The sequence below is a fragment of the Streptomyces caelestis genome (assembly GCF_014205255.1).
Taxonomy (GTDB): domain Bacteria; phylum Actinomycetota; class Actinomycetes; order Streptomycetales; family Streptomycetaceae; genus Streptomyces; species Streptomyces caelestis.
The window spans coordinates 8,061,434-8,081,984 of record NZ_JACHNE010000001.1 but is presented as its reverse complement, the minus strand read 5'-3'; the positions used below and the strand labels follow the sequence as shown (position 1 = coordinate 8,081,984).

At 70.8% G+C, this 20,551-nt stretch carries 18 protein-coding genes and 4 pseudogenes; 14 read left to right on the top strand and 8 right to left on the bottom strand.

What is annotated here, in order from left to right; translation table 11 throughout:
• Window positions 1–69 precede the first annotated feature (69 nt).
• Window positions 70–252: pseudogene (locus tag HDA41_RS36590) on the bottom strand (acyl-CoA dehydrogenase family protein); the annotation flags it as partial.
• 35 nt (window positions 253–287) lie between these two features.
• On the opposite strand from HDA41_RS36590, the pseudogene HDA41_RS41930 reads away from it, so the two are divergent.
• The 3 genes and pseudogenes from HDA41_RS41930 to HDA41_RS36580 form a co-directional block, all read left to right on the top strand.
• Window positions 288–419 (top strand): annotated as a pseudogene (locus HDA41_RS41930) (oxidoreductase); the annotation flags it as partial.
• Window positions 420–505: 86 nt separating this feature from the next.
• Entirely contained in the window at window positions 506–3,733 is a 3,228-nt protein-coding gene (gene icmF / locus HDA41_RS36585) for a fused isobutyryl-CoA mutase/GTPase IcmF (RefSeq protein ID WP_184991730.1), read from the top strand.
• A gap of 378 nt (window positions 3,734–4,111) precedes the next feature.
• A pseudogene (locus HDA41_RS36580) lies at window positions 4,112–5,405 on the top strand (trypsin-like serine protease).
• A 201-nt stretch (window positions 5,406–5,606) separates the two neighbouring features.
• Here the strand turns inward: HDA41_RS36580 and HDA41_RS36575 are convergent.
• Both HDA41_RS36575 and HDA41_RS42885 read right to left on the bottom strand, forming a co-directional pair.
• Window positions 5,607–6,017: a nuclear transport factor 2 family protein gene (locus HDA41_RS36575; protein WP_184991728.1), complete on the bottom strand. Its 411-nt coding sequence runs from the start codon at window positions 6,015–6,017 to the stop codon at window positions 5,607–5,609.
• 1 nt (window position 6,018) lies between these two features.
• A complete protein-coding gene (locus HDA41_RS42885) occupies window positions 6,019–6,906 on the bottom strand; it encodes a DsbA family protein (RefSeq protein WP_376706871.1) in 888 nt (295 codons plus the stop codon).
• A 25-nt stretch (window positions 6,907–6,931) separates the two neighbouring features.
• Here HDA41_RS42885 and HDA41_RS36560 point away from each other — a divergent pair, with 25 nt between their 5' ends.
• Window positions 6,932–8,014, top strand: coding sequence for a protein kinase family protein (locus HDA41_RS36560; RefSeq protein ID WP_184991726.1), 1,083 nt, complete (start codon window positions 6,932–6,934; stop codon window positions 8,012–8,014).
• Window positions 8,015–8,045: 31 nt separating this feature from the next.
• On the opposite strand, the gene HDA41_RS36555 is transcribed toward HDA41_RS36560, so the two are convergent.
• The gene (locus HDA41_RS36555) at window positions 8,046–8,672 is read right to left on the bottom strand and encodes a methyltransferase domain-containing protein (protein ID WP_184991724.1); all 627 of its coding nucleotides are present in this window, start codon (window positions 8,670–8,672) and stop codon (window positions 8,046–8,048) included.
• A 128-nt stretch (window positions 8,673–8,800) separates the two neighbouring features.
• Here HDA41_RS36555 and HDA41_RS41925 point away from each other — a divergent pair, with 128 nt between their 5' ends.
• The 5 genes from HDA41_RS41925 to HDA41_RS36535 all read left to right on the top strand — a co-directional run bounded on the left by HDA41_RS41925 (window position 8,801) and on the right by HDA41_RS36535 (window position 11,746).
• Complete coding sequence (locus HDA41_RS41925) at window positions 8,801–8,923, top strand: hypothetical protein (protein ID WP_260423387.1); 123 nt, start codon at window positions 8,801–8,803, stop codon at window positions 8,921–8,923.
• Window positions 8,924–9,205: 282 nt separating this feature from the next.
• Entirely contained in the window at window positions 9,206–9,754 is a 549-nt protein-coding gene (locus tag HDA41_RS36550; protein WP_184991722.1) for a phosphatase PAP2 family protein, read from the top strand.
• Between the two features lie 143 nt (window positions 9,755–9,897).
• Window positions 9,898–10,317: a phage holin family protein gene (locus HDA41_RS36545; RefSeq protein WP_184991720.1), complete on the top strand. Its 420-nt coding sequence runs from the start codon at window positions 9,898–9,900 to the stop codon at window positions 10,315–10,317.
• The gene (locus tag HDA41_RS36540) at window positions 10,314–10,784 is read left to right on the top strand and encodes a DUF3618 domain-containing protein (protein ID WP_184991718.1); all 471 of its coding nucleotides are present in this window, start codon (window positions 10,314–10,316) and stop codon (window positions 10,782–10,784) included. The genes HDA41_RS36545 and HDA41_RS36540 overlap by 4 nt, the downstream gene beginning before the upstream one ends.
• Before the next feature lie 200 nt (window positions 10,785–10,984).
• The gene (locus HDA41_RS36535) at window positions 10,985–11,746 is read left to right on the top strand and encodes a ZIP family metal transporter (RefSeq protein WP_184991716.1); all 762 of its coding nucleotides are present in this window, start codon (window positions 10,985–10,987) and stop codon (window positions 11,744–11,746) included.
• A gap of 52 nt (window positions 11,747–11,798) precedes the next feature.
• Here HDA41_RS36535 and groEL read toward each other — a convergent pair.
• The 3 genes and pseudogenes from groEL to HDA41_RS36525 all read right to left on the bottom strand — a co-directional run.
• Window positions 11,799–12,088 (bottom strand): annotated as a pseudogene (gene groEL, locus HDA41_RS41920) (chaperonin GroEL); the annotation flags it as partial.
• A complete protein-coding gene (locus HDA41_RS41915; protein ID WP_260423386.1) occupies window positions 12,070–12,198 on the bottom strand; it encodes a hypothetical protein in 129 nt (42 codons plus the stop codon). The gene HDA41_RS41915 and the pseudogene groEL, both read right to left, overlap by 19 nt.
• Window positions 12,199–12,244: 46 nt before the next feature.
• A complete protein-coding gene (locus tag HDA41_RS36525) occupies window positions 12,245–12,457 on the bottom strand; it encodes a DUF4287 domain-containing protein (RefSeq protein WP_184991714.1) in 213 nt (70 codons plus the stop codon).
• A 223-nt stretch (window positions 12,458–12,680) separates the two neighbouring features.
• Between HDA41_RS36525 and HDA41_RS36520 the strand changes: the two genes are divergently transcribed.
• Together HDA41_RS36520 and HDA41_RS36515 are read left to right on the top strand one after the other, a co-directional pair.
• Window positions 12,681–13,652, top strand: coding sequence for an ATP-binding cassette domain-containing protein (locus HDA41_RS36520; RefSeq protein WP_184991712.1), 972 nt, complete (start codon window positions 12,681–12,683; stop codon window positions 13,650–13,652).
• The gene (locus tag HDA41_RS36515; RefSeq protein ID WP_184991710.1) at window positions 13,649–14,440 is read left to right on the top strand and encodes an ABC transporter permease; all 792 of its coding nucleotides are present in this window, start codon (window positions 13,649–13,651) and stop codon (window positions 14,438–14,440) included. Before HDA41_RS36520 ends, HDA41_RS36515 begins: the two co-directional genes overlap by 4 nt.
• Here HDA41_RS36515 and HDA41_RS36510 read toward each other — a convergent pair.
• Window positions 14,421–17,591, bottom strand: coding sequence for an ATP-binding protein (locus HDA41_RS36510; RefSeq protein WP_184991708.1), 3,171 nt, complete (start codon window positions 17,589–17,591; stop codon window positions 14,421–14,423). The two genes, HDA41_RS36515 and HDA41_RS36510, sit on opposite strands and share 20 nt — an antisense overlap.
• A 322-nt stretch (window positions 17,592–17,913) precedes the next feature.
• Here HDA41_RS36510 and HDA41_RS36505 point away from each other — a divergent pair, with 322 nt between their 5' ends.
• From HDA41_RS36505 to HDA41_RS36495, 3 genes are all read left to right on the top strand, one after another.
• Window positions 17,914–18,819, top strand: coding sequence for an NADP-dependent oxidoreductase (locus HDA41_RS36505; RefSeq protein ID WP_184991706.1), 906 nt, complete (start codon window positions 17,914–17,916; stop codon window positions 18,817–18,819).
• Window positions 18,820–18,896: 77 nt separating this feature from the next.
• Window positions 18,897–19,958, top strand: coding sequence for an alkene reductase (locus tag HDA41_RS36500; protein WP_184991704.1), 1,062 nt, complete (start codon window positions 18,897–18,899; stop codon window positions 19,956–19,958).
• An 11-nt stretch (window positions 19,959–19,969) separates the two neighbouring features.
• The gene (locus HDA41_RS36495) at window positions 19,970–20,449 is read left to right on the top strand and encodes a MarR family winged helix-turn-helix transcriptional regulator (protein ID WP_184991702.1); all 480 of its coding nucleotides are present in this window, start codon (window positions 19,970–19,972) and stop codon (window positions 20,447–20,449) included.
• The last annotated feature ends 102 nt before the right edge of the window (window positions 20,450–20,551 follow it).

The window sequence follows — 20,551 nt, the reverse complement described above, 5'->3', positions numbered from 1 at the left end:
AGCACCCGCTTGGAGCCGAGCCGCGGTCAGGGGGGGCGGCCACTGAACGACCTCCCTGTCGACGCTTCATCAGCCGTCGGCGACGCCCGTGCGCGGCTGCCGGTGGGACCGCACCGCGCGGCACGCTATGGCGAGACGGTGGGTCTCCGACGGGCCGTCGTAGATACGGAACGGCCGCACCTCCCGGAACAGGCGGGCCAGCGGGGCGTCGGCGGCCGAGATGCCGAGCGCCCCGCGGATCTGCGCGGCTCGCGGGCGGCGAGGCGCATGCCGGGACTGCCGGCGTCAACGGTGACGTACTCGACGGCGAGCCCGACCACCGCGACTGACCGCTCACCGAGGACGAGCGGGCCGCCGGCGACACCTTGCTGATCTGCGTCTCCCGCTCGCGCGGGCCTCGCCTCGTTCTCGACCTGTGATGGCGATCACCCCCAGCAATTTACTAGGACGTCCTAGTATCTCTTACGTCAGCAGCACCCCCACCGCCCTGCCCGGGAAGGCCCCCATGAGCGATCTGCACCGCCCCGTGCATCCTGTCCGCCTGGTCACGGCCTCGGCTCTGTTCGACGGGCATGACGCGTCGATCAACATCATGCGGCGCATCTTCCAGTCCCAGGGCGCCGAGGTGATCCACCTCGGACATAACCGGTCGGTGCGGGAGGTCGTGGACGCCGCTCTGGAGGAGGACGCCCACGGTGTCGCCGTCTCGTCGTACCAGGGCGGGCACGTGGAGTACTTCGAGTACCTGGTCGAGTCGCTGCGCGCGGCGGGAGCCGACCACATCCGTGTGGTGGGCGGCGGAGGCGGCGTCATCGTGCCCGAGGAGATCGCCCGGCTGCGCGTCGGCGGGGTGACCATCTTCTCCCCCGAGGACGGGCAGCGGATGGGCCTGGCCGGGATGGTCAACTCGGTCGTGCGGGACTGCGACTTCGACCTCTGGGACGGCAAGCCCGCCGACGCGTCCGCCGTGCTCGCCGGCGACCGGTTCGCGATCGCCCGCGCCCTCACCGGCGCGGAACTGGGCAAGCTGTCCCCCGATCTCCTGGCGCACCTGCGGGCCGCCGCCGCGGCGCGGGTCATGCCGGTGCTCGGCATCACCGGCACGGGCGGCTCGGGCAAGTCGTCACTGACGGACGAGCTCGTACGCCGCTTCCGCATCGACCAGCGGGACAAACTGCGGATCGCCGTGATCGCGGTCGACCCGACCCGCCGCCGCGGCGGCGGAGCACTGCTCGGCGACCGGATCCGCATGAACTCCCTCGACGGCAACCGCGTCTTCTTCCGCAGCCTGGCCACCCGTGGCAGTCGCGAGCTGCCCGAGCACCTGTCCGACGTCATCGACGTGGTCAAGGCCGCCGGGTTCGACCTGGTGATCGTGGAGACGCCGGGCATCGGCCAGGGAGACGCGGCGATCGTGCCGTTCGTCGACACCTCGCTGTACGTGATGACACCGGAGTTCGGTGCCGCCTCGCAGTTGGAGAAGATCGACATGCTCGACTTCGCCGACGTCGTGGCGATCAACAAGTTCGAGCGGCGCGGCGCGCAGGACGCATTGCGCGATGTCGGCCGCCAACTGGTCCGCAACCGCGAGGCGTTCGGCATGCGGCCCGAGGACATGCCGGTGTACGGCACGTCGGCGGCGACGTTCAACGACGACGGTGTCACCGCGCTCTACCAGCACCTGAAGACGTGCCTCGCCGAGAAGGGACTGCCGCTGTCCGAGGGGGCGCTGGCGCCGGTCGGGGTACGCCACTCCTCCGGCATCCGGCAGGTGGTGCCCCCGGGCCGGGTGCGCTACCTCGCCGAGATCACCGACACGGTCCGCGCGTACCACGCCGAGACCGCGCGACTGGCCGAGGCGGCCAGGCGGGTGCAGCGTCTGGAGGCGGTCAGGGACGAGCTCGTCGAGGCGGGCTCCGACGCGGCGAACGTGCGCTCGCTCCTCGAGGACGCCCGCAGGCAGCTCCCGCACCAGGTCGCGGAGCAGATCGGGAACTGGCCCGCCGTCATCGCCTCCTACTCCGGAGACGAGCAGGTGGTGAAGGTCCGGGACAAGGAGATCCGCACCGAGCTGACCCGCGAGTCCCTGTCCGGCAACAAGGTTCCGCGCGTCGCCCTGCCCCGCTTCACCGACCACGGGGAGCTGGTGCGCTTCTGGCGCGGGGAGAACCTGCCCGGCTACTTCCCCTTCACGGCCGGGGCGTTCCCCTTCAAGCGCGACGGCGAGGACCCGGCGCGGATGTTCGCCGGTGAGGGCGATCCGTTCCGCACGAACCGGCGCTTCAAGCTGCTCTCCGAGGGCCAGCCGGCCACCCGCCTGTCCACCGCCTTCGACTCGGTCACGCTCTACGGCCGGGACCCGGACGAACGCCCCGACATCTACGGCAAGGTCGGCACGTCCGGCGTGTCGGTGGCCACGCTCGCGGACATGAAGGCCCTCTACGACGGCTTCGACCTGGTCGCGCCCACGACCTCGGTCTCCATGACGATCAACGGACCGGCGCCGACGATCCTGGCGTTCTTCCTCAACACGGCCATCGACCAGCAGACGGAAGGGTTCCGAGCCGCCGAGGGCCGTGACCCGTCGCCGGAGGAGGCGGCCGAGCTGCGGGCCCGCGCGCTCGCGAACGTGCGCGGCACCGTGCAGGCCGACATCCTCAAGGAGGACCAGGGCCAGAACACCTGCCTGTTCTCCACCGAGTTCTCCCTGCGGATGATGGCCGACATCCAGGAGTGGTTCATCGCGCACAAGGTCCGCAACTTCTACTCGGTGTCCATCTCCGGCTACCACATCGCCGAAGCCGGCGCGAACCCCATCAGCCAGCTCGCCTTCACCCTCGCCAACGGCTTCACCTACGTCGAGGCGTACCTCGCCCGGGGCATGCACATAGACGACTTCGCCCCGAACCTGTCCTTCTTCTTCTCCAACGGCATGGACCCCGAGTACTCCGTCCTCGGCCGGGTCGCCCGCCGTGTCTGGGCCGTCGCGATGAAGGAGAAGTACGGGGCGGGCGAACGCAGTCAGAAGCTGAAGTACCACGTCCAGACCTCCGGACGCTCCCTGCACGCCCAGGAGATGGATTTCAACGACATCCGCACCACCCTGCAGGCCCTCACGGCCATCTACGACAACGCCAACTCGCTGCACACCAACGCCTACGACGAGGCCGTCACGACCCCGTCCGAGGAGTCGGTCCGGCGGGCGCTGGCGATCCAGCTCGTCATCAACCGCGAGTGGGGCCTGGCGATGAACGAGAACCCCCTGCAGGGGTCGTTCATCATCGACGAACTCACGGACCTGGTGGAGGAGGCCGTGCTCCAGGAGTTCGAGCGGATCAGCGAGCGCGGTGGCGTCCTGGGCGCGATGGAGACCGGCTACCAGCGGGGCCGCATCCAGGACGAGTCGATGCTGTACGAGCAGCGCAAGCACGACGGCACCCTGCCCATCATCGGCGTCAACACCTTCCTCCGCCCCGGCGGCGACAGCCGGCCTGTGGAGCTCGAACTCGCCCGGGCCACCGAGGAGGAGAAGCAGTCCCAGCTGGAGCGCGTGCGGGACTTCCACACGCGCCACCGCGACGAGGCCCACGACGCCCTGGCCGCTCTCAAGGATGCGGCGACGAGCGGCCGCAACGTCTTCGCCGTCCTCATGGACGCCACCCGGGTCTGCTCGCTCCAGCAGATCACCGAAGCCTTCTTCGAGGTGGGCGGCCAGTACCGCCGCAACGTCTGACCAGCCCGGAAACCACCCCGCAGCGACTCAGCAGATAAGATCCCAGATGGCTGCCGTTACCCGTCTCGGCGTTGCCGGATCAGATCTCCGAGCCCCTCCGAGGCGTTCGGGGCGGACGATCCGGCCTGTTTCGGCGCGTTCTCAGTCGTCGTACCGGCCCCCCGTGTCGGGAAGAATCCGCCGACCTTCGTCTCAGTGACGGAGGTCGGCCCTTTGGCGCTGAGAAGGATGGACGCGGCTCGCGTCCCTCACGTCTCATGTTCCTCTGGGGGGACTCCCTTGCCCACGACACCGTCCGGCGGCCGTCACAGACGCCGGATACGCATCGCCCTGCCCGTCGCCGCCGCCGGCGTCGCCGCGGTCGTCGCCGCCACGCTGATGACCTCCTCCGCCGGTGCGGCCACCGCCGTACCGACCCCGACGGTCAAGCCGGCCATCGGCTCGCCCTCGCTCTCCGCCCTGGAGAAGCGCATCGCCGGTGCCCTCGCCGGCGACGGCACCGCGGGGCAGACGACCGAGAAGTCGTCGCTGAGCTCCGGCACGAACACGTCCAGCACCGACCCGAAGGTCATCGGTGGCAGCGAGACCACCCTCAGCTCGGCCCCGTGGATGGCCCAGCTCTGGTACCACGACGACAGGGACACCACCGAGACCGGCGACGACGTGAGCTTCTTCTGCGGTGGCGCGGTCGTGGCCCCCACGAAGATCCTGACCGCCGCCCACTGTGTCAGGAACGACGGCAGGGATTACAACTGGCAGGCCCACGGCGCCGTCGTCACGGGCACCGCCCAACTGCCCACCACCGACTCCACCGGCACCACCGACCTGCACGGCGGCCAGGCCACGGCCGTGCTGCGCCAGTGGTGGCAATGGGGGTACGACCCGGTGGACAGAGAGGTGGGGAGGTACGAGAGCGACCTCGGCATGCTCACCCTGGCCGTCCCGGTCAAGGCGACGCCGATCCGCATGGTCGCCCACGGCGACACCGCCTCGTACGCCGTCGGCACCCAGGCCAAGCTCTACGGCTGGGGCCGTACCAGCTCCACCAGCCAGGACCTTTCCCAGACGCTGCGGACGGCCACGCTGACCCTGCGCTCCGACAGCACCTGCTCCGGCGTCTACGACACGGCCTTCGCCGCGGGGCGCATGGTCTGCGCGGGCACCCAGAGTGGGAGCGACACCGGTACCAGCGCGGCGTGCAACGGCGACTCCGGCGGCCCGCTGGTCGTGGGCGGCCGGATCGCCGGAGTGGTCTCCTGGGGCGTCGAGGACTGCGTGGACAAGGGCTACTACAGCGTCTTCACCAAGATGAGCGCTTATGCCGGCTCCGCCTACCGCCAGATCGACGACACGAACCTGAGCACCTTCAACGGCAGGGCCGACGGCAAGGCCGACATCTTCGTCCGGGAGTCCTCCACGAAGACCGGCTACGAGAAGGACTCCAACGGCAGCTCCTTCGGCGCCCGCGCCTCCAGTGCGCAGCGCCTGGACCGGCTACAACGCCTTCGACGCGGTCGGCGACGTCAGCGGCGACGGCAACGCCGACTTCCTGGCCCGCACCCCCGGCGGCACGCTCTACCTCTACAAGGGCACCGGGAAGGCGACCACCGAGATCTTCGCGACACGGATCTCGGTCGGCACCGGTTTCCAGCAGTACGACATCTGGGGCTGAAACCGCAGGTGAGCGAGGCTCACCTGCGGTTCGACGATCACGCGCAGTGCCCATCGCCGCACGGGGTGGGCACTGCGGCGGACGCCCGCGGCGGTGAGGGCCTTGTCCAGGCGGCCGACCGGCTCGGCGGGGTCGGCCCGGCAGTCATCCCAGACGTACCGGCCTCGCACGAACGGGCTCGGGCACCGCCTGGTGGGACGTCTATGCGCTCATCGCCTCGCGCACCAGCGCGGTGTCGACGAACTGCTCGAAGCGGACGATGAGCCCACCGCGCACGACGAAGTGATGGGCGACGCGGACGGCGAGCGGCTTGCCGGTGGCCTTGTTGACGGCCGTGTAGCGGGCCAGGACGACGACGTTCTCGCCGTCGACGACGTAGGTGTCGTCGTGGGCGGCCCAGTCGTCCCATTCCTTGGCGAGTTCCTCCATGACGTGGGAGGTGACGCCGTCGGGAGTGCGGTAGGTGCCCGCGAGCGGGAAGCCGGCCATCTCCGTCCACTCCACGTCGGGGGCGAGGGTGGCGCGCAGGGCCTCCAGGTCACCGGCGGCGGAGGCCAGGTACTGACGGCGTACGACGTCGGCGGGGGCGGTGGAGGTGGCGAAGTCGGTCATGTCAGCCCCACTTCATTTCACCCTTGGCGACCTTGGCGCCGATCTGGGCGGCGATCAGCATGCCGTGGTCCGGGTAGCGCCGCACGAGCGCTTCGGTGAGGGCGGCGCCGTCGGAGGCCTTGGCCAGCTCCTCCTCGAAGGCGAGCAGGTAGTCCCGGGTGGCGGTGATGGCGGAGACGTCGGCCGCGGCGCCGGGCAGGCGGTGGCCGGGGACGACCAGCTCCGGGTCGAGGGAGGCCATCTCGTCCAGCAGGTCGATCCAGGGCGCGCGGTCGCCCGAAGTGGCGGTGTCCGCGATCCAGACGTGCTCCTGCTGGAAGAGCAGCACACCGCCGAGGACCGCGCGCTGCTCGGCCTGCCACAGGTAGTGGCGGTCGGGCAGACCGGCCGGGCCGCCCTTGAGTTCGAAGCGGTGGCCCTCCAGGGTGAGGTCGCCGGTCAGCGGCTGGAGGTCGACCAAACGGGTGGGCAGGTTCGGGCCGAGCGCGGCCCAGGCCTTGAGCTTGCCCTCGTAGGGGTGCCGGATGTCGATCTCGTCGGCGGTGGTGTGGCCATGGGCCAGGTGAGTGACGGCATCGCCGTCCACCGCCAGCAAGGTGGGGAAGCCGGTGACGCCCAGTCCGGCCGCGCGGTGGAAGTCGTCCGCCGCCGTGGACGGTGCCTCGGGGTCCTGGAAGGCGGAGACCACGGCGTCGGCGTCGAGCCCGGCCGCCTGGGCGAAGGCGCGGTAGGTGGCCGCCTCCGACAGACTGAGGCCGTCGACGTAGAAGGCCTGCTGGACAGCGGCGGCGAGTTCGGGCGCGCGGTCGGGGGCGGTCTGGCGAAGGGCCGCGAAGCTGACCTCGACTTGGGAATCGCGCGGGCCCCCGGCATGATCAACAGCACTCAGTTCTGATGCCAGGCTGGAGCCGCCGATGGATGTGACCGAGTCAGGACATAATGCGCGGGTGTCCGCATACGCGACCGTGGGAGCGCGGCTGTCCCTGTTCAGCGACCGCCGGCTTGGGGATGCTGTGGCCGCCGCGCCGAGACTCGGTTCCGGTATCGGCGGCAGGTCGGCGGAGATGGAGATCGAGGGGATACGCGTCTTCGTCAAGCGGGTCCCGCTAACGGACATCGAGTTGGCACCGGAGCACGTGCGGTCGACCGCTAATCTCTTCGAACTTCCCCTCTTCTACCAGTACGGAGTGGGGTCGGCGGGGTTCGGTGCTTGGCGTGAGTTGGCCGCTCACATCTTGGCCACAGGCTGGGTGCTGAAGAACGAGTACGCGGGCTTCCCGCTGCTGTATCACTGGCGCGTTTTGCCGGACAGTGCCCCTGCCGACTTCGTTGACGAGTTCGGGGGCGTTGACGGGGCGGTTGCACATTGGGAGGAATCGCCAGCCGTGCGTCGTCGGCTGGAGGCTATCGGAGGGTCCTCCTTCAGTCTGGTGCTGTTCTTGGAGCATGTACCCCAGACGCTCGCCGCGTGGCTCAGCAACGCCCGTGATGCGGCCTGGCGGGGTCCAGGTGGCGAGTCGTCCTACGAGTGGGTCGAGGATGCGCTGCTGCGGGGGACGGAGTTCATGAGTGCGCGCGGATTGGTCCACTTCGACTCACACTTCGCCAACCTGCTCACTGACGGCCGACAGGTGTACTTCGCGGACTTCGGGCTCGCGTTGAGCCGCGGCTTCGACCTTTCGGCGCAGGAGAGCGCCTTCCTTGCCGATCATCTTGTGTACGACCGCTGCTACGCACCGGGCCACCTCCTTCGCCATCACCTGCCCGACGGTGTGCGTGGTGGCACCGAACACGGGGCCTTCCTGCGAGCATGGATCGAAGGCCACAGGCCCGACGGCGTTCCTTCCGACATCGGCGCGATCATCGACCGTCACGCGCCGCACGCAATCGTCCTGGACGACTTTCACCAGCGACTGCTCACGCAGACCAAGCGCACTCCGTTCCCCGCAGCCGAGATCAAGCGGGCCCTGGCCAGGACATCAACGGCAGGATGGTGACTGCCGTGGCCTGCTGTGCGGCACGCCGCTCTCACCCGCTGGCCATCAGTGACTTGGGCAGCGTGCCGACCGTCAGGAAGAACGTGACGGCGTAGGTGAAGCGACCCGTGCGCACGGCATCGTTGAATTGGGCCACGAACCGGTCCGCCTCGATGGGATCAAGGTAGCCCCGGGCCGCGGCGGTGTGTGCCCAGGTGCGCAGGCCCATGACATTGTCGGCCGCCGATGGGTCACGCACGACCAGCGTCCGGGCTTCCACTGTGATGTCGTGGAGGCCGCGGGCCGCGAGCAGTCCGGCGTGCCGGTAGGCCAGCGAGCCGTTGCGCAGCGCCACCTCGGCCCGGAAGCGCAGCACCTTGCGGGCAAGTTCCTGGTCGTCGATATCGAGTACCTGAGTGTCGTAGTCCGGGTCTGCCAATGCGACCCGGCCACCGGGGCGTACGACTCGCAGCAGCTCGTCCAGCACCCGGACGGGGTCGGCGACGTGCTGCAGGACCCGGTCTGCCCAGGCGCCGTCGAACTGGCACGCGCCGAACGGCAGCCGGTGTCCGTCCGCGACTGCCGCATGCGGCAGTCCTCGTGAGACGTGAACCCAGTCGGAGGGCCGGGGCTGGGTGTCCCCCGACGTGAAGCCATGAGCAACACCGTGATCGTTCACGGGACCACGCTAGACGCCCCACCAGGTCGGTGGGCCTTTCCGGTCAGACGCACCAGGCGAAGCCGCCATTGCGCAGGACGAGTTGGCGGCGTTGATCCACTGGCCTCGTGAGGAGCACAGGGTAGTCCATGATTCGGGGTGCCTCACGAAGGGCCGACGTCTGGCTGAACCGGGGCAACGGCAAGGGCGGTTTCGACAGCCGGTCCCAGGTCGGCAAGATCACGAACTGGTCGGACGTCCGCATCTCCTGACGGCGCGGATCCGGGGGCGGTCCGGGACCGTGGACCCCAGAGGGCGGACGCCGCCAGGTCCTACCGCTTCGCCGTCGACACCACCCTCGGCGGCCTCGTCGAGGCCGAGGAAACCGCGAGGGAACGCCGACAGCGTCCCGGGGAGCGGCAGTGCAGGGGGCTGCTCATCGAAGGCCGTAGGTGGAGCGGCAGTCGCCGGACACTCCGATCAGTTGCCCAAGCGCTGATCGCTTTGATCACGGCACCGGTGTGACCAGGCCCTGAACGGGAAGTCGGCTGGTCATGGGAACGATGCTGGATCTGCGCGACAGGGACCACCGGCTGGCCAGACGGGCCATCGGATGGGGGCCGCCCTGGGTGCGGCGGCTGGCACCCGCGGTGCAGGAGGCGGCCGAGCACACCAAGCTGTGGTGGGCGACGGCCGCAGCCATGGCCGCACTCGGCGGGTGGCGCGGCCGTACGGCCGCAGCCGCGGGAGTGGTCGCCATGACGACGTCCCAGGTGCTGTCGAACGCGGTCGCCAAGAGGCTGTACCGGCGGCGCCGCCCACCACGGGAATGGGTCCCGCCTGAGGAACTCAAGGAGCGCCCGGACAGTTCCTCCTTCCCTTCCGGACACGCTGCGGCCGCCGCGGCTTTCGCGGGCGCCGTCGCGCCGGTGTGGCCGGCTGCCGGTGCCGTCTGTGGGGTGTCCGCGGTGATGGTGGCCGCCGAGCGGGTGCACAGCGGTGCCCACTACCCCTCCGATGTGGCCGCCGGGGGCGTGATCGGGCTGGCCTCGGCCGCCCTGGTGCGGGGCACACCCCGTCTGCTGAGGCGACGGGTGTTCTGACGGGCTGTGATGCGCTGATGCGTGGGTACCCGGACAGCCGGTCGGACCGACGGATCCGGCCAACGGGCAGGCGATGGTCGCCTATCGACGGGCGAACGGCCGCAGACCTGCCGCAAACACCGACGAAGGGCAGGTGAGCACCCATGACCACAGACAGCTCCCACCGCACCGATGCCGGAGCGCAGGAACCGGTGGGCGACCTGGTGCAGCGTGCCTCGCAGCAGTTGTCACAGCTGGTGCGCGACGAGATGCGCCTGGCGCAGGCGGAGATGACCGAGAAGGGCAAGCGGTTCGGCAAGGGCGGTGGCCTGTTCGGCGGCGCCGGTCTGATGGGTGTGCTCACCCTGCAGGCCCTCGTGGTCACCGTGATCGCAGCGCTGTCCCTCGCCATGGACGTGTGGATGGCGGCGCTGATCGTCACCGGCGTCCTGGCCGCCGTCACCGCAGTCATGACGGCTCTCGGCAAGCAGGAGGTCAGCAAGGCAACCCCACCGGCTCCCGAACAGACCATGGACAGTGTCAAGGCCGATGCGGCCGAGATCAAGGAAAGGGCACAACGATGACCGAGGACAAGCCGCACACGCGCGATGAGGCAACGCCTTCCCCTGAGGAACTGCGTGAGCAGGTCGAGGCGACTCGTGAGGGACTCGGCGAGACCGTCGAGGCGCTCGCGGCGAAGACCGACGTCAAGACCCGCGCCCAGGAGAAGACGACGGCCGTCAAGCAGCAGGTCACCGAGAAGACCACACAGGTCAGGAGCCAGTTGCGGGACAAGGCCGCACACGCGGCCCACGCGGTACAGGACAGGACCCCCGAGCCGGTGCGCGCCAAGGCCGCCGCGGCGACCGAACAGGTCCGCGAGCAGGCCGTGCACATCGGAGAGCTGGCCCGGGAGAAGGCTCCAGAGCCGGTACGGGAGAAGGCCGGCCAGGGCCTGCAGGCGGCGCGGGCCAACCGCACTCCGCTGCTCGCCGCCGCCGGCGCGCTCGTGGCGCTGCTGCTCATCCGCCGTTCGAGGAAGCATCGATAAAGGCCTCGAAGGTCGCTTGCAAGCCGGTCGGGACGGCCATGGGCACCCTCCGTGGCGTCCTGGCCGGCGCGGCGTTCAAGCAGGTCTGGAAACAGCTCGGGCACGACGTCCCTGCTGGAGTTCTTGTTGCGTGGCTCACTTCGGTCCGCACGACCGCCCTGGCCCGTTGATCCACATCCTTGGCGGGTAGACGGGTCGGCATGGCTGAAGTCGTACAGGCTGGTTTGTGGGGGCTGGTGGCGGGCTCGGCGCTGCTGCTCGGTGCCGCGCTGGGATACATGCTGCGGGTGCCGCAGAAGGTGATCGCGACCGTGATGGCCTTCGGGGCCGGGGTGCTGATCTCAGCGGTGTCCTTCGAGCTGGTCGGGGAGGCGTACGAGCAGGCGGGGCTTGCTCCCACGGCCGTCGGCACCCTCGTCGGCGCCTTGGCCTACACCGGGGGCAATGTGTGGCTCGCCCGCCGGGGTGCGCGCCACCGCAAGCGCTCCGGTCGCGATCAGGCGGAGACGCAGCCGTCGGAGGCCGAGCAGGGCGGATCCGGGACGGCGCTCGCGCTCGGCGCCCTGCTCGACGGTGTGCCGGAGTCCGCGGTGATCGGCGTCAGCCTGCTCAACGGTGGCGCGGTCAGCCTCGTGACCGTGGCCGCGGTGTTCATCAGCAACGTTCCCGAGGGGCTGTCCAGTTCGGCGGGGATGAAGAAGGCCGGCCGCACCAAGGGGTACGTCTTCGGCGTCTGGGCGGCGATCGCCGCGGCCGGCACGGTGTCGGCCGTCCTCGGTTACACGGTGGTCGGTTCCTTCTCCCCCGCCGTGATCGCCGCGGTGACCGCAGTGGCGGCCGGGGCGATCCTCGCCATGATCGCCGACACGATGATCCCCGAAGCGTTCGACGACGCCCACCTGGCCATCGGGCTGATCACCGTCAGCGGCTTCCTCGTCTCCTTCGCCCTCTCCCACACCTGATCCGGCTCGATGATGCCGGGCGCGGCTGCGCCCGGCCGGCCGGCATGGCGACGTACTCGCCGGTCGCGGCGTTCAGGCCGCGGCCCTGCGGCAGCGAGCGCACCTTCTCCACCACCACGCCGCCTTCCAGTCCGGCGTCAGCGGGGCGCTCAGCGCGCTGCGCACCATCTGCACGCCGGTGGCTTCCTCGCCCTCCGCGTGCAGCTTGTCGAACGCGGTCCCGGCGGCGTGCAGCGGCGCCGCCCCGCCGCCGGGCACGATGCCCTCCTCGACGGCCGCCCTGGCGTCGCGTACCGCGTCCTCGATGCGGTGCTTGCGCTCCTTCAGCTCCACTTCCGAGGCGTCGGCCGGCTCTCCTTCATGACCCGCTCCAGCAGCGGCAGCAGGTCCTTGACGGCGGTGACCTTGGAGCCGACGAGCGAGATGCAGCCCTGGCCTGAGCAGGCAATCACCTTGAGGAAGGGCCGGGGCCTCACAGGCGGACTGCGGGAGTGCAGCTCAGTTGCCGGACCGCTCGGCGAGGGTGTGCGCGACGAGGGCGTTGGCGTGACCGTGGCCCAGCCCGTGCTCGGCCTTGAGCCAGTTCACGAGCTCCATGTGCTTGGTCAGAGGCGAGGAGCCGATCAGGTCCTTCCACTCCGCGATCGGGCGACCGTATTTCTTCTCGATGGAAGGGAAGTAGCTGGCAGGGCCCTTCACGGTGGCGGTCATGTCATCCATCCTGTCTGTCCGTTGTGTTGCTTCGGCCTGTTCGCTGGTATGACCGAGGGGCACGGACGGAGTCATCGGTCGCGGGGAGTGTGCTGCGTCACACTTCCCGCAGACAGGACAGCCACGCCTGACGCACCCACACCTACCCGAGGCAGCCCCGGTTTCAGGGCGCTGAAGGCACACTGAAACCGCGCTGAATGCGCCCTGCCGCACCCTCTGCGGCATGACGACAACGACATCGCCCTCACTCGCCATCGCGGCCAAGGGGCTGCGCAAGGCCTACGGGGGCAAGACGGTGCTCGACGGTATCGATCTCGCTGTGCCGGCCGGCACCGTCTTCTCCCTGCTCGGCCCGAACGGCGCCGGCAAGACCACCGCCGTCAAGATCCTCTCCACCCTCATCACCGCCGACGCCGGCGACCTGCACGTCGGCGGCCACGACCTGGCCGCCGACCCGCAGGCCGTGCGGGCCGCGATCGGCGTCACGGGGCAGTTCTCCGCCGTCGACGGCCTGATCACCGGCGAGGAGAACATGCTCCTGATGGCGGACCTGCACCATCTCTCCCGCGGTGAGGGCCGCCGTACCGCCGCCGAACTGCTGGAGCGCTTCGACCTGTCGGAAGCCGCCAAGAAGCCCGCCTCCACCTACTCCGGCGGCATGAAGCGCCGCCTCGACCTCGCCATGACCCTGGTCGGCGACCCGAGGATCATCTTCCTCGACGAGCCGACCACCGGTCTCGACCCACGCAGCCGCCACAACATGTGGCAGATCATCCGCGAGCTCGTCTCGGACGGGGTGACCGTCTTCCTCACCACCCAGTACCTGGAGGAGGCCGACGAACTCGCCGACCGCATCGCGGTGCTCGACGGCGGCAGGATCGCCGCCCAGGGCACCGCCGAGGAGCTGAAGCGGCTCATCCCGGGCGGACATGTCCGGCTCCGCTTCACCGACCCGGCCGCGTACCAGTCGGCCGCCGTCGCCCTGCGCGAGGCCACCAGGGACGACGAGGCTCTGGCGCTGCAGATCCCCAGCGACGGCAGTCAGCGCGAGCTGCGTTCCATCCTCGACTGGCTGGACTCGGCCGGCGTCGAGGCGGACGAGCTGACCGTGCACACCCCCGATCTCGACGACGTGTTCTTCGCCCTGACCGGCGGTGCCGGCGTCCCCGACCAGCCCAAGGAGACCGTCCGATGAGCGCCCTCTCCCTCGCCGTCCGCGACTCGAACACGATGCTGCGCCGCAACCTGCTGCACGCGCTGCGCTACCCGTCCATGACCCTGAACCTGCTGCTCACGCCGATCATGCTGCTGCTGCTCTTCGTGTACGTCTTCGGAGGCGTGATGAGCGCGGGCATCGGTGGCGGCGGGGCGGACCGCTCCGAGTACATCGCCTATCTCGTCCCGGGCCTGTTGATGATGACCATCGGCTCCACCGTGATCGGGGCCGCGATCTCCGTCTCCATGGACATGACCGAGGGCCTCATCGCCCGCTTCCGCACGATGGCGGTCTACCGCGGGTCCGTGCTCGTCGGGCACGTCGTCGGCAGCGTGCTGCAGGTGCTCGCCAGCCTGGTCCTCGTCGGTGCCATCGCCGTGGCCATCGGCTTCCGGTCCACGGACGCCACGGCCCTGGAGTGGCTGGCGGCCTTCGGGCTGATCGCGCTGTTCACCCTGGCGCTCACCTGGATCGCGGTCGGGATGGGCATGGCCGGCCCGAACCCCGAGGCGGCCGGCAACATGGCAACGCCGCTGATCCTCCTCCCGCTCATCTCCAGCGCCTTCGTCCCCATCGACGCGATCCCGGGCTGGTTCCAGCCGATCGCCGAGTACCAGCCGTTCACGCCCGCCATCGAGACCCTGCGCGGCCTGCTGCTCGGCACCGAGATCGGCAACAACGGGTGGATCGCGATCGCCTGGTGCGTCGGTCTGACCGCGCTCGGCTACCGGTGGTCGACGGCGTTGTTCAACCGCGACCCGAAGTAACCGCCATGACAGCGCGGGCCGCCTCCCGCAGCTCGTCCCGCCCCAGGGCGGCGTACTCCGCCACCGCGTCGGCGTACGCCGCCCTGTCGGCGTCCTCGGCCGCCTTCCGGGCGCGGTCCGCCGACATCGTGGGCTGGAACTCGCGCAGCACCCGCAGCCGTTCGGCGAGCGCGATCATCCGCACGGCACGGGCGTCGCCGGAGGCGAGCCCCGCCATGCCGAGCGCGTGGAGCACCGTCCCGAACAGATGGAGATCCATGGGCGTGCCGGACGGACCGCAGAGCAGGGTCCGCAGCCCCTGCCGCAGCCGGTGGACCGGCTCCGCGACCAGCTCCAGGCGGCCGGCGTGCGCGTGCGCCGTCACCGCCACCGACTGGATCTGCAGCGCCCAGCGGTCGAGGAAGGGGTCGCCGCCGTGCAGCGCGCCGAACTCGGCCACCTGCTCCGCGGCGCTGCGCCACAGGCCGAGCCCGACCTCGGTCAGTCCGCGCGCGAGCGCGATCTCGGCACGGCCGCCGAGGTCGGAGAAGTCGTCGTCCTGCGGGGTGTTGCCGCGCTCCGCCTGCCGCAGCCAGTACTCGGCCTCGTCGGGATCGCCGCGCTGCAGGCAGGCGAGGGCGAGGCCCCAGCGGACGCCGATGAAGTCGTGCTCGCCGCCGAGCCGCGGCAGCGCCTCCAGCACCGCCTTGAGGTACCCGTACGCGGCCTCGCCCTGCTCCGCCCTCAAGCACAGCTCGCCCAGCCGGGCATAGCCCATGACTTGCAGGAACGGACTGTCGACCGGCGCCAGTACGGTGATGATCCGGCGCGCCGAGGCGAGCGCGCGGTCGATGTCGTGCTCGTACTCCCAGACGTAGGTCGCGACGCACTCGGCGACGCCGGCGAGCAGCGGCTGCTCGCTGTCGCAGAGCTTCCGCAGCACTTCGTAGTCGGGAGGCAGCATCTCGGGAACCGCGCTCAGCACTGCCGCGACAGCCCGCAGCAGCGTGTCCGGCGGGGCCGGGGGCAGGCGCCGGAGGGTGACGAGCTGGCGTACGACGTGCGGGCCGTAGCCCATGAACAGGCTCGCCGCGCACAACACCGCGGCGGCGCGGGCGACTTCGACGTATTCGGGCTCGGGGTGGTAGTGCGACAGCGGTGGGCCGGTGTCCGCGGCGAGGGCGGTGAGGCGGGGGTAGTCGGAGCCGGTGGACCACAGGGCGGCGAGGACGGCGGTGAGGGCGGCGGTGGTGGGGCCGTCCGTACGGGTCAGGGCGTGCCGCAGGGCCGGCACGAGGTTGTCCTGCTCGGCCCTGACCCGCTCCCGGGCGGCAATGGGACCTTCCCTGCCCGAGCGGAGCCGAGAGCTCGGGGCAGGTTTCGCGCCGAAGATCCAGTCGTGGTACGTGACCCCGAAGTCCCGCGCCCAGGCCAGGAACCGGCCGACGGCCTCCTCGTCCTCTCCCGCCTCCGCACGCCGGGCCGCGCTGAACTCCCGTACGGTCTCCAGCATCCGGAACCGCACGCCGGCCGGGGTGTCGGCGACGGTGAGCAGTGACTGATCGGCCAACTGCTCGAGCAGGGACAGCGCGTCCTCGCCGAGCACATGCTCCGCCGCCTCGGCGGAGAAGCCGCCGGGAAAGACGGACAGTGTGCGCAGCGCCGCCCTGGCGTCCTCGTCGAGGAGGTTCCAGCTCCAGTCCACGACCGCGTGCAGCGTGCGGTGGCGCTCCGGCACGTCCCGTGCCCCGCCCCGCAGCAGCGCGAATCGGTCGCCGAGGCGGCGGGCGATCTCCGGCACCGAAAGGACCCGCACCCGTGCCGCGGCCAGCTCCACGGCGAGCGGCAGCCCGTCGAGGTGGCGGCACAGCCCGGCCACCGCGTCGGGCGGCAGCTCCACTCCGGGTCGGGCGGCCCGGGCCCGCTGCGTGAACAGCTCGACCGAGGTGTCGAGAGCGAGTTCCGGCAGCGCGTACACCGTCTCCGAGCTGAGGCCGAGCGGGGCCCGGCTGGTGGCGAGCACCCGCAGGTCCTTGGAGGACGAGACCAGGGCCTGTACGAGGTCGGCGGCGCCCCGGATGACCTGCTCGCAGTTGTCGAGGACCAGCAGCGCCGGCCCGGAGCCGAGCACGCCGAGGATGCCGGACACCGGGTCTGCCGGGGCGTGGCCGCTCATCGCGCCGGGCCGCCCTTCGCCCGCGCCGAGCGCGGAGGCCACCTCCGCGGCCACGTCCGCGTCCGCGGTGACGCCGGCGAGCGGCACGAAGTACACCACGCGTTGCTCGGCCCGGCGGCTGACGGCGTGCGCGAGCCGGGTCTTGCCGAGGCCGCCGGGGCCGACGACGTTGACGGCTCGGGAAGTGCCCAGCAGCCGCCGCACCGCCGCGATGTCCTCGTCCCGGCCGAGAAGGGGGTTCGGCTCGTGCGGCACGCCGTGCCGGACCACAGGTGCCTCGCCGCGCAGCAGTTCCCGCTGTACGGCCTTGAGCCCGGCGCCCGGATCCGTGCCGAGTTCGTCCCGGAGCTCGCGGCGGTACGCCTCGTACCGCGTCAGCGCGGCGGACGGGCCCGCCGTCGCCGCCTCACCGCGCAGCAGCTCGACGAGCACCTCCTCGTCGCGCGGATGCTCCGCGGCGGCCACGGCCAGCGGCCCGGCCGCCTCCGCGTGCCGTCCGAGGCGGGCGAGCGCGAGCGCCCGCGCGCGTACAAGAGTGCGGCGGACGGGGGCGCGCTCCATGCGCAGCGCGGCTACCGGGTCGTCGGTGTCGTACGCCTCGTCAGGGGTGGCCTCCCACAGCGCGAGCCCGGCCTCGGCCTCGGCCAGCGATTCCGCGTGGTCCCCGGCCCTGGCCCGGTCCGCGCTCGCGGCGGCGTGCAGCAGCAGGGCGGAGCTGTCGACCTGGTCCTCGGCGAGGGTGAGCCGGTATCCGGTCGGCGTGCCGGCGATGACGTCTGCGCCGAGCCGCGCCCGCGCCCTGGACACGAGGACCTGCACCGCCTTCGCCGGCCGCTCCGGCAACTCGTCCGGCCACAGCCCCGCCACCAGGCGCTCGGTGCTGCAGCCCGTGCGTAAGTCGCCGGCGAGCAGCGCGAGGAGGCCGCGGAGCCGGGGCGCGGTGATCTCCTGTCCGCGATGGGCGACACGCGGCAGGAGGATCAGGTCGGTGGTCACGCGTGCAGATTAGCCACAGGTCAGCCCCAGGCAGCCACCGGTGGGAACGAACTGTCCCGCCGGGAACGTCCCGGCACTACTGGGTACCGCGCTGACCATTCAGGCGACAGCCACGCGCATCGTGGCAGGGAACGGCCCTCGGCATTCCGGCGCCCGGCATGACGGTCGAATCGGCTTCCACATCTTCGACGGCACCGCCCTGCGGCGAGCCGGTCTCACACAGCACCGAGCAGAAATACTTGGCTAGCCACATAATCGCTGCTACGGTTACGTGTCTAGCCACCTAATTGGTGGTGACGCGTGAACGCGAGGAGGAGTCGTCATGAAAGCCATCCGGTTTGACCGTTTCGGAGGCACGGACGTGCTGCGCGAGGCGGACATCGAGGTCCCGCAGCCCGGCCCCGGGCAGGTCCGCGTCCGCGTGAACGCGGCCGGGGTGAACGCTCTGGACGGCAAGATCCGCTCCGGGATGCTGGAGGCCGTCCGCCCGACGACCTTCCCCGCCGTCCCCGGTGGCGAACTCGCCGGCGTGGTGGACGCCCTGGGTGACGGCGTGCGGGACGTGCAGGTCGGTGACGAGGTGCTGGGCTGGTCGGACACCGGCTCGTACGCCGAGTACGCGCTGGCCACCACCGTGGCCCCCAAGCCCGCCGGCCTCGACTGGCAGCACGCGGCCGCGCTGCCGGTGGCGGGTGAGACGGCCGAGCGGGTCCTGAACCTGCTGGGCGTCACCGCCGGGGAGACCGTGCTGATGCACGGCGCGGCCGGAGCGGTCGGAACCCTGGCGGTCCAGCTCGCCACGGCCCGCGGAGCGCGTGTCATCGGCACCGCCGGCCCCGCCAACCAGGAATACCTGGCCTCGCTCGGCGCCACCGCGACCGTTTACGGCGAGGGCCTGCTCGAGCGGGTCCGGGCGCTCGCCCCCGACGGTGTGGACGCGGTGTTCGACCTGGCCGGGAAGGGAGCCCTCGAGGACTCCATCGCCCTGCGGGGCGGCACCGAGCGCATCGTCACCATCGCCGACTTCGGTGCACGGCAGCTGGGCATCACCTTCTCCCAGGGATCCCAGGAACGCTCGACCGTCCGTCTGGCCGCCCTGGCGCAGGACGCCGCGACCGGCAAGGTCGTCACCACCGTCACCGCCTACCCGCTCGACCAGGCCGCCACGGCCCAGCAGGTCAGCGAAGCCGGGCATGTCCGGGGCAAGCTCGTCCTCACCGTCGACTGATCACGCCCGCAACTGCGCCCACCACACCCTCAGCCAGCCCGATCACCACCTTTCATCACCGCACCGAAGGACCACTCATGCTGAACGCCCTGTGGACACCGACCACCGTCGGTGACATCTCCCTGCCCCACCGCCTGGTCATGGCCCCCATGACCCGTGACCGCTCCACCCCCGAAGGCGTACCGACCGAGCTGAACGCCGAGTACTACGCCCAGCGGGCCTCGCACGCGCTCATCATCACCGAGGGAACCCAGCCCTCGTCCGACGGCCAGGGCTACCTCCTGACCCCCGGCATCCACAATGACGAGCAGATCGCCGGGTGGCGCAAGGTCACCGACGCCGTGCACGAGGCCGACGGCCGGATCGTCATCCAGCTGATGCACACCGGACGCATCTCCCACCCCGACAACACCCCCCACGGGCGCCGGCCGGTCGCCCCGTCGGCGATCCGGCCGAAGGGCACGATGTTCACCGCGTCCGGGCCCCAGGAAATGCCGACACCCCGTGCTCTGTCGACGCAGGAGGTCGCGGCGACCGTCGACGACTTCCGCCGCGCCGCAGCGGCTGCCGTCGCGGCGGGCGCCGACGGCGTGGAGATCCACGCCGCCAACGGCTACCTGGTACACCAGTTCCTGTCCGACAACACCAACCAGCGCACCGACCGCTACGGCGGTTCCCTCGACAACCGCATCCGCTTCGCCGTCGAGGTCGCCGCTGCCGTGGCCGACGAGATCGGCGCCGACCGCACCGGCCTGCGCATCTCCCCCGGCAACCCCTACAACGACATCGCCGAGTCCGACACCGCCGAGCTGTATCCGGCGCTCTTGCGCGCCCTCAGCCCGCTCGGCCTCGCCTACCTCCACATCCTCCACGCGGGCGACGAGGAGCTGCTGGGCACCCTGCGCGCGCTGTGGCCGACCACGCTGATCCTCAACCGGGGCGGCGCCGACCTGCCCACCCGCGCCAAGGACATCGACCACGGCACGGCCGACCTCGTCTCCGTCGGCGCCCTCGCGCTCGCCAACCCGGACCTGGTCGAGCGGCTACGCTCTGACGCGCCGCTGAACACCCCCGACCCGGCGACCTTCTACGGCGGCGGAGCAGCCGGCTACACCGACTACCCCACCTACACCGTCTGAGGAACCGAACCATGCCCGCCCCCACACCCCGCATCCCCAGCACGGCCGGCGAGGGGCCGATGAGCTACGCGATCTTCCAGCTCGCCCGCGCTCACCGCGCCCGCGCCGCCGCCATGCTCCGCGAGATGGACCTGCATCCCGGACAGGAACTGCTGCTGATGCAACTCCTGGACCGGGACGGCCAGACCCAGTCCGAGCTGCTCGACAGCGTCGGCCTGGACCACTCCACCGTCTCCAAGTCCCTGCGCCGCATGCAGGACGCCGGCCTGCTCATCCGCGAGCCGGCCGAACACGACCGGCGGGTCATGGTCGTCCACCTCACCGACAAGGGCCGTGCCATGCGCGAGCCCTTGGCGGCCATGTGGCGGGCCCTGGAGGAGATTTCCGCGCTGAACCTGTCGGCACAGCAGGCAGAGTCCTTCGTCCGCACCGCCTATGCCATCACCGACGCGATCAACAGCCGCGCCCTTCCGCGAGAAGAATCCAAGTAACTCCCCGTCCCCGTCTGCACCCCGGTCCCGGCCGGGGTGCACATCCTCCCGGGCGCTCTCGTGAAGCAGGCCGTGCGGCGCGCTCGGCAGTACCCCACGCGG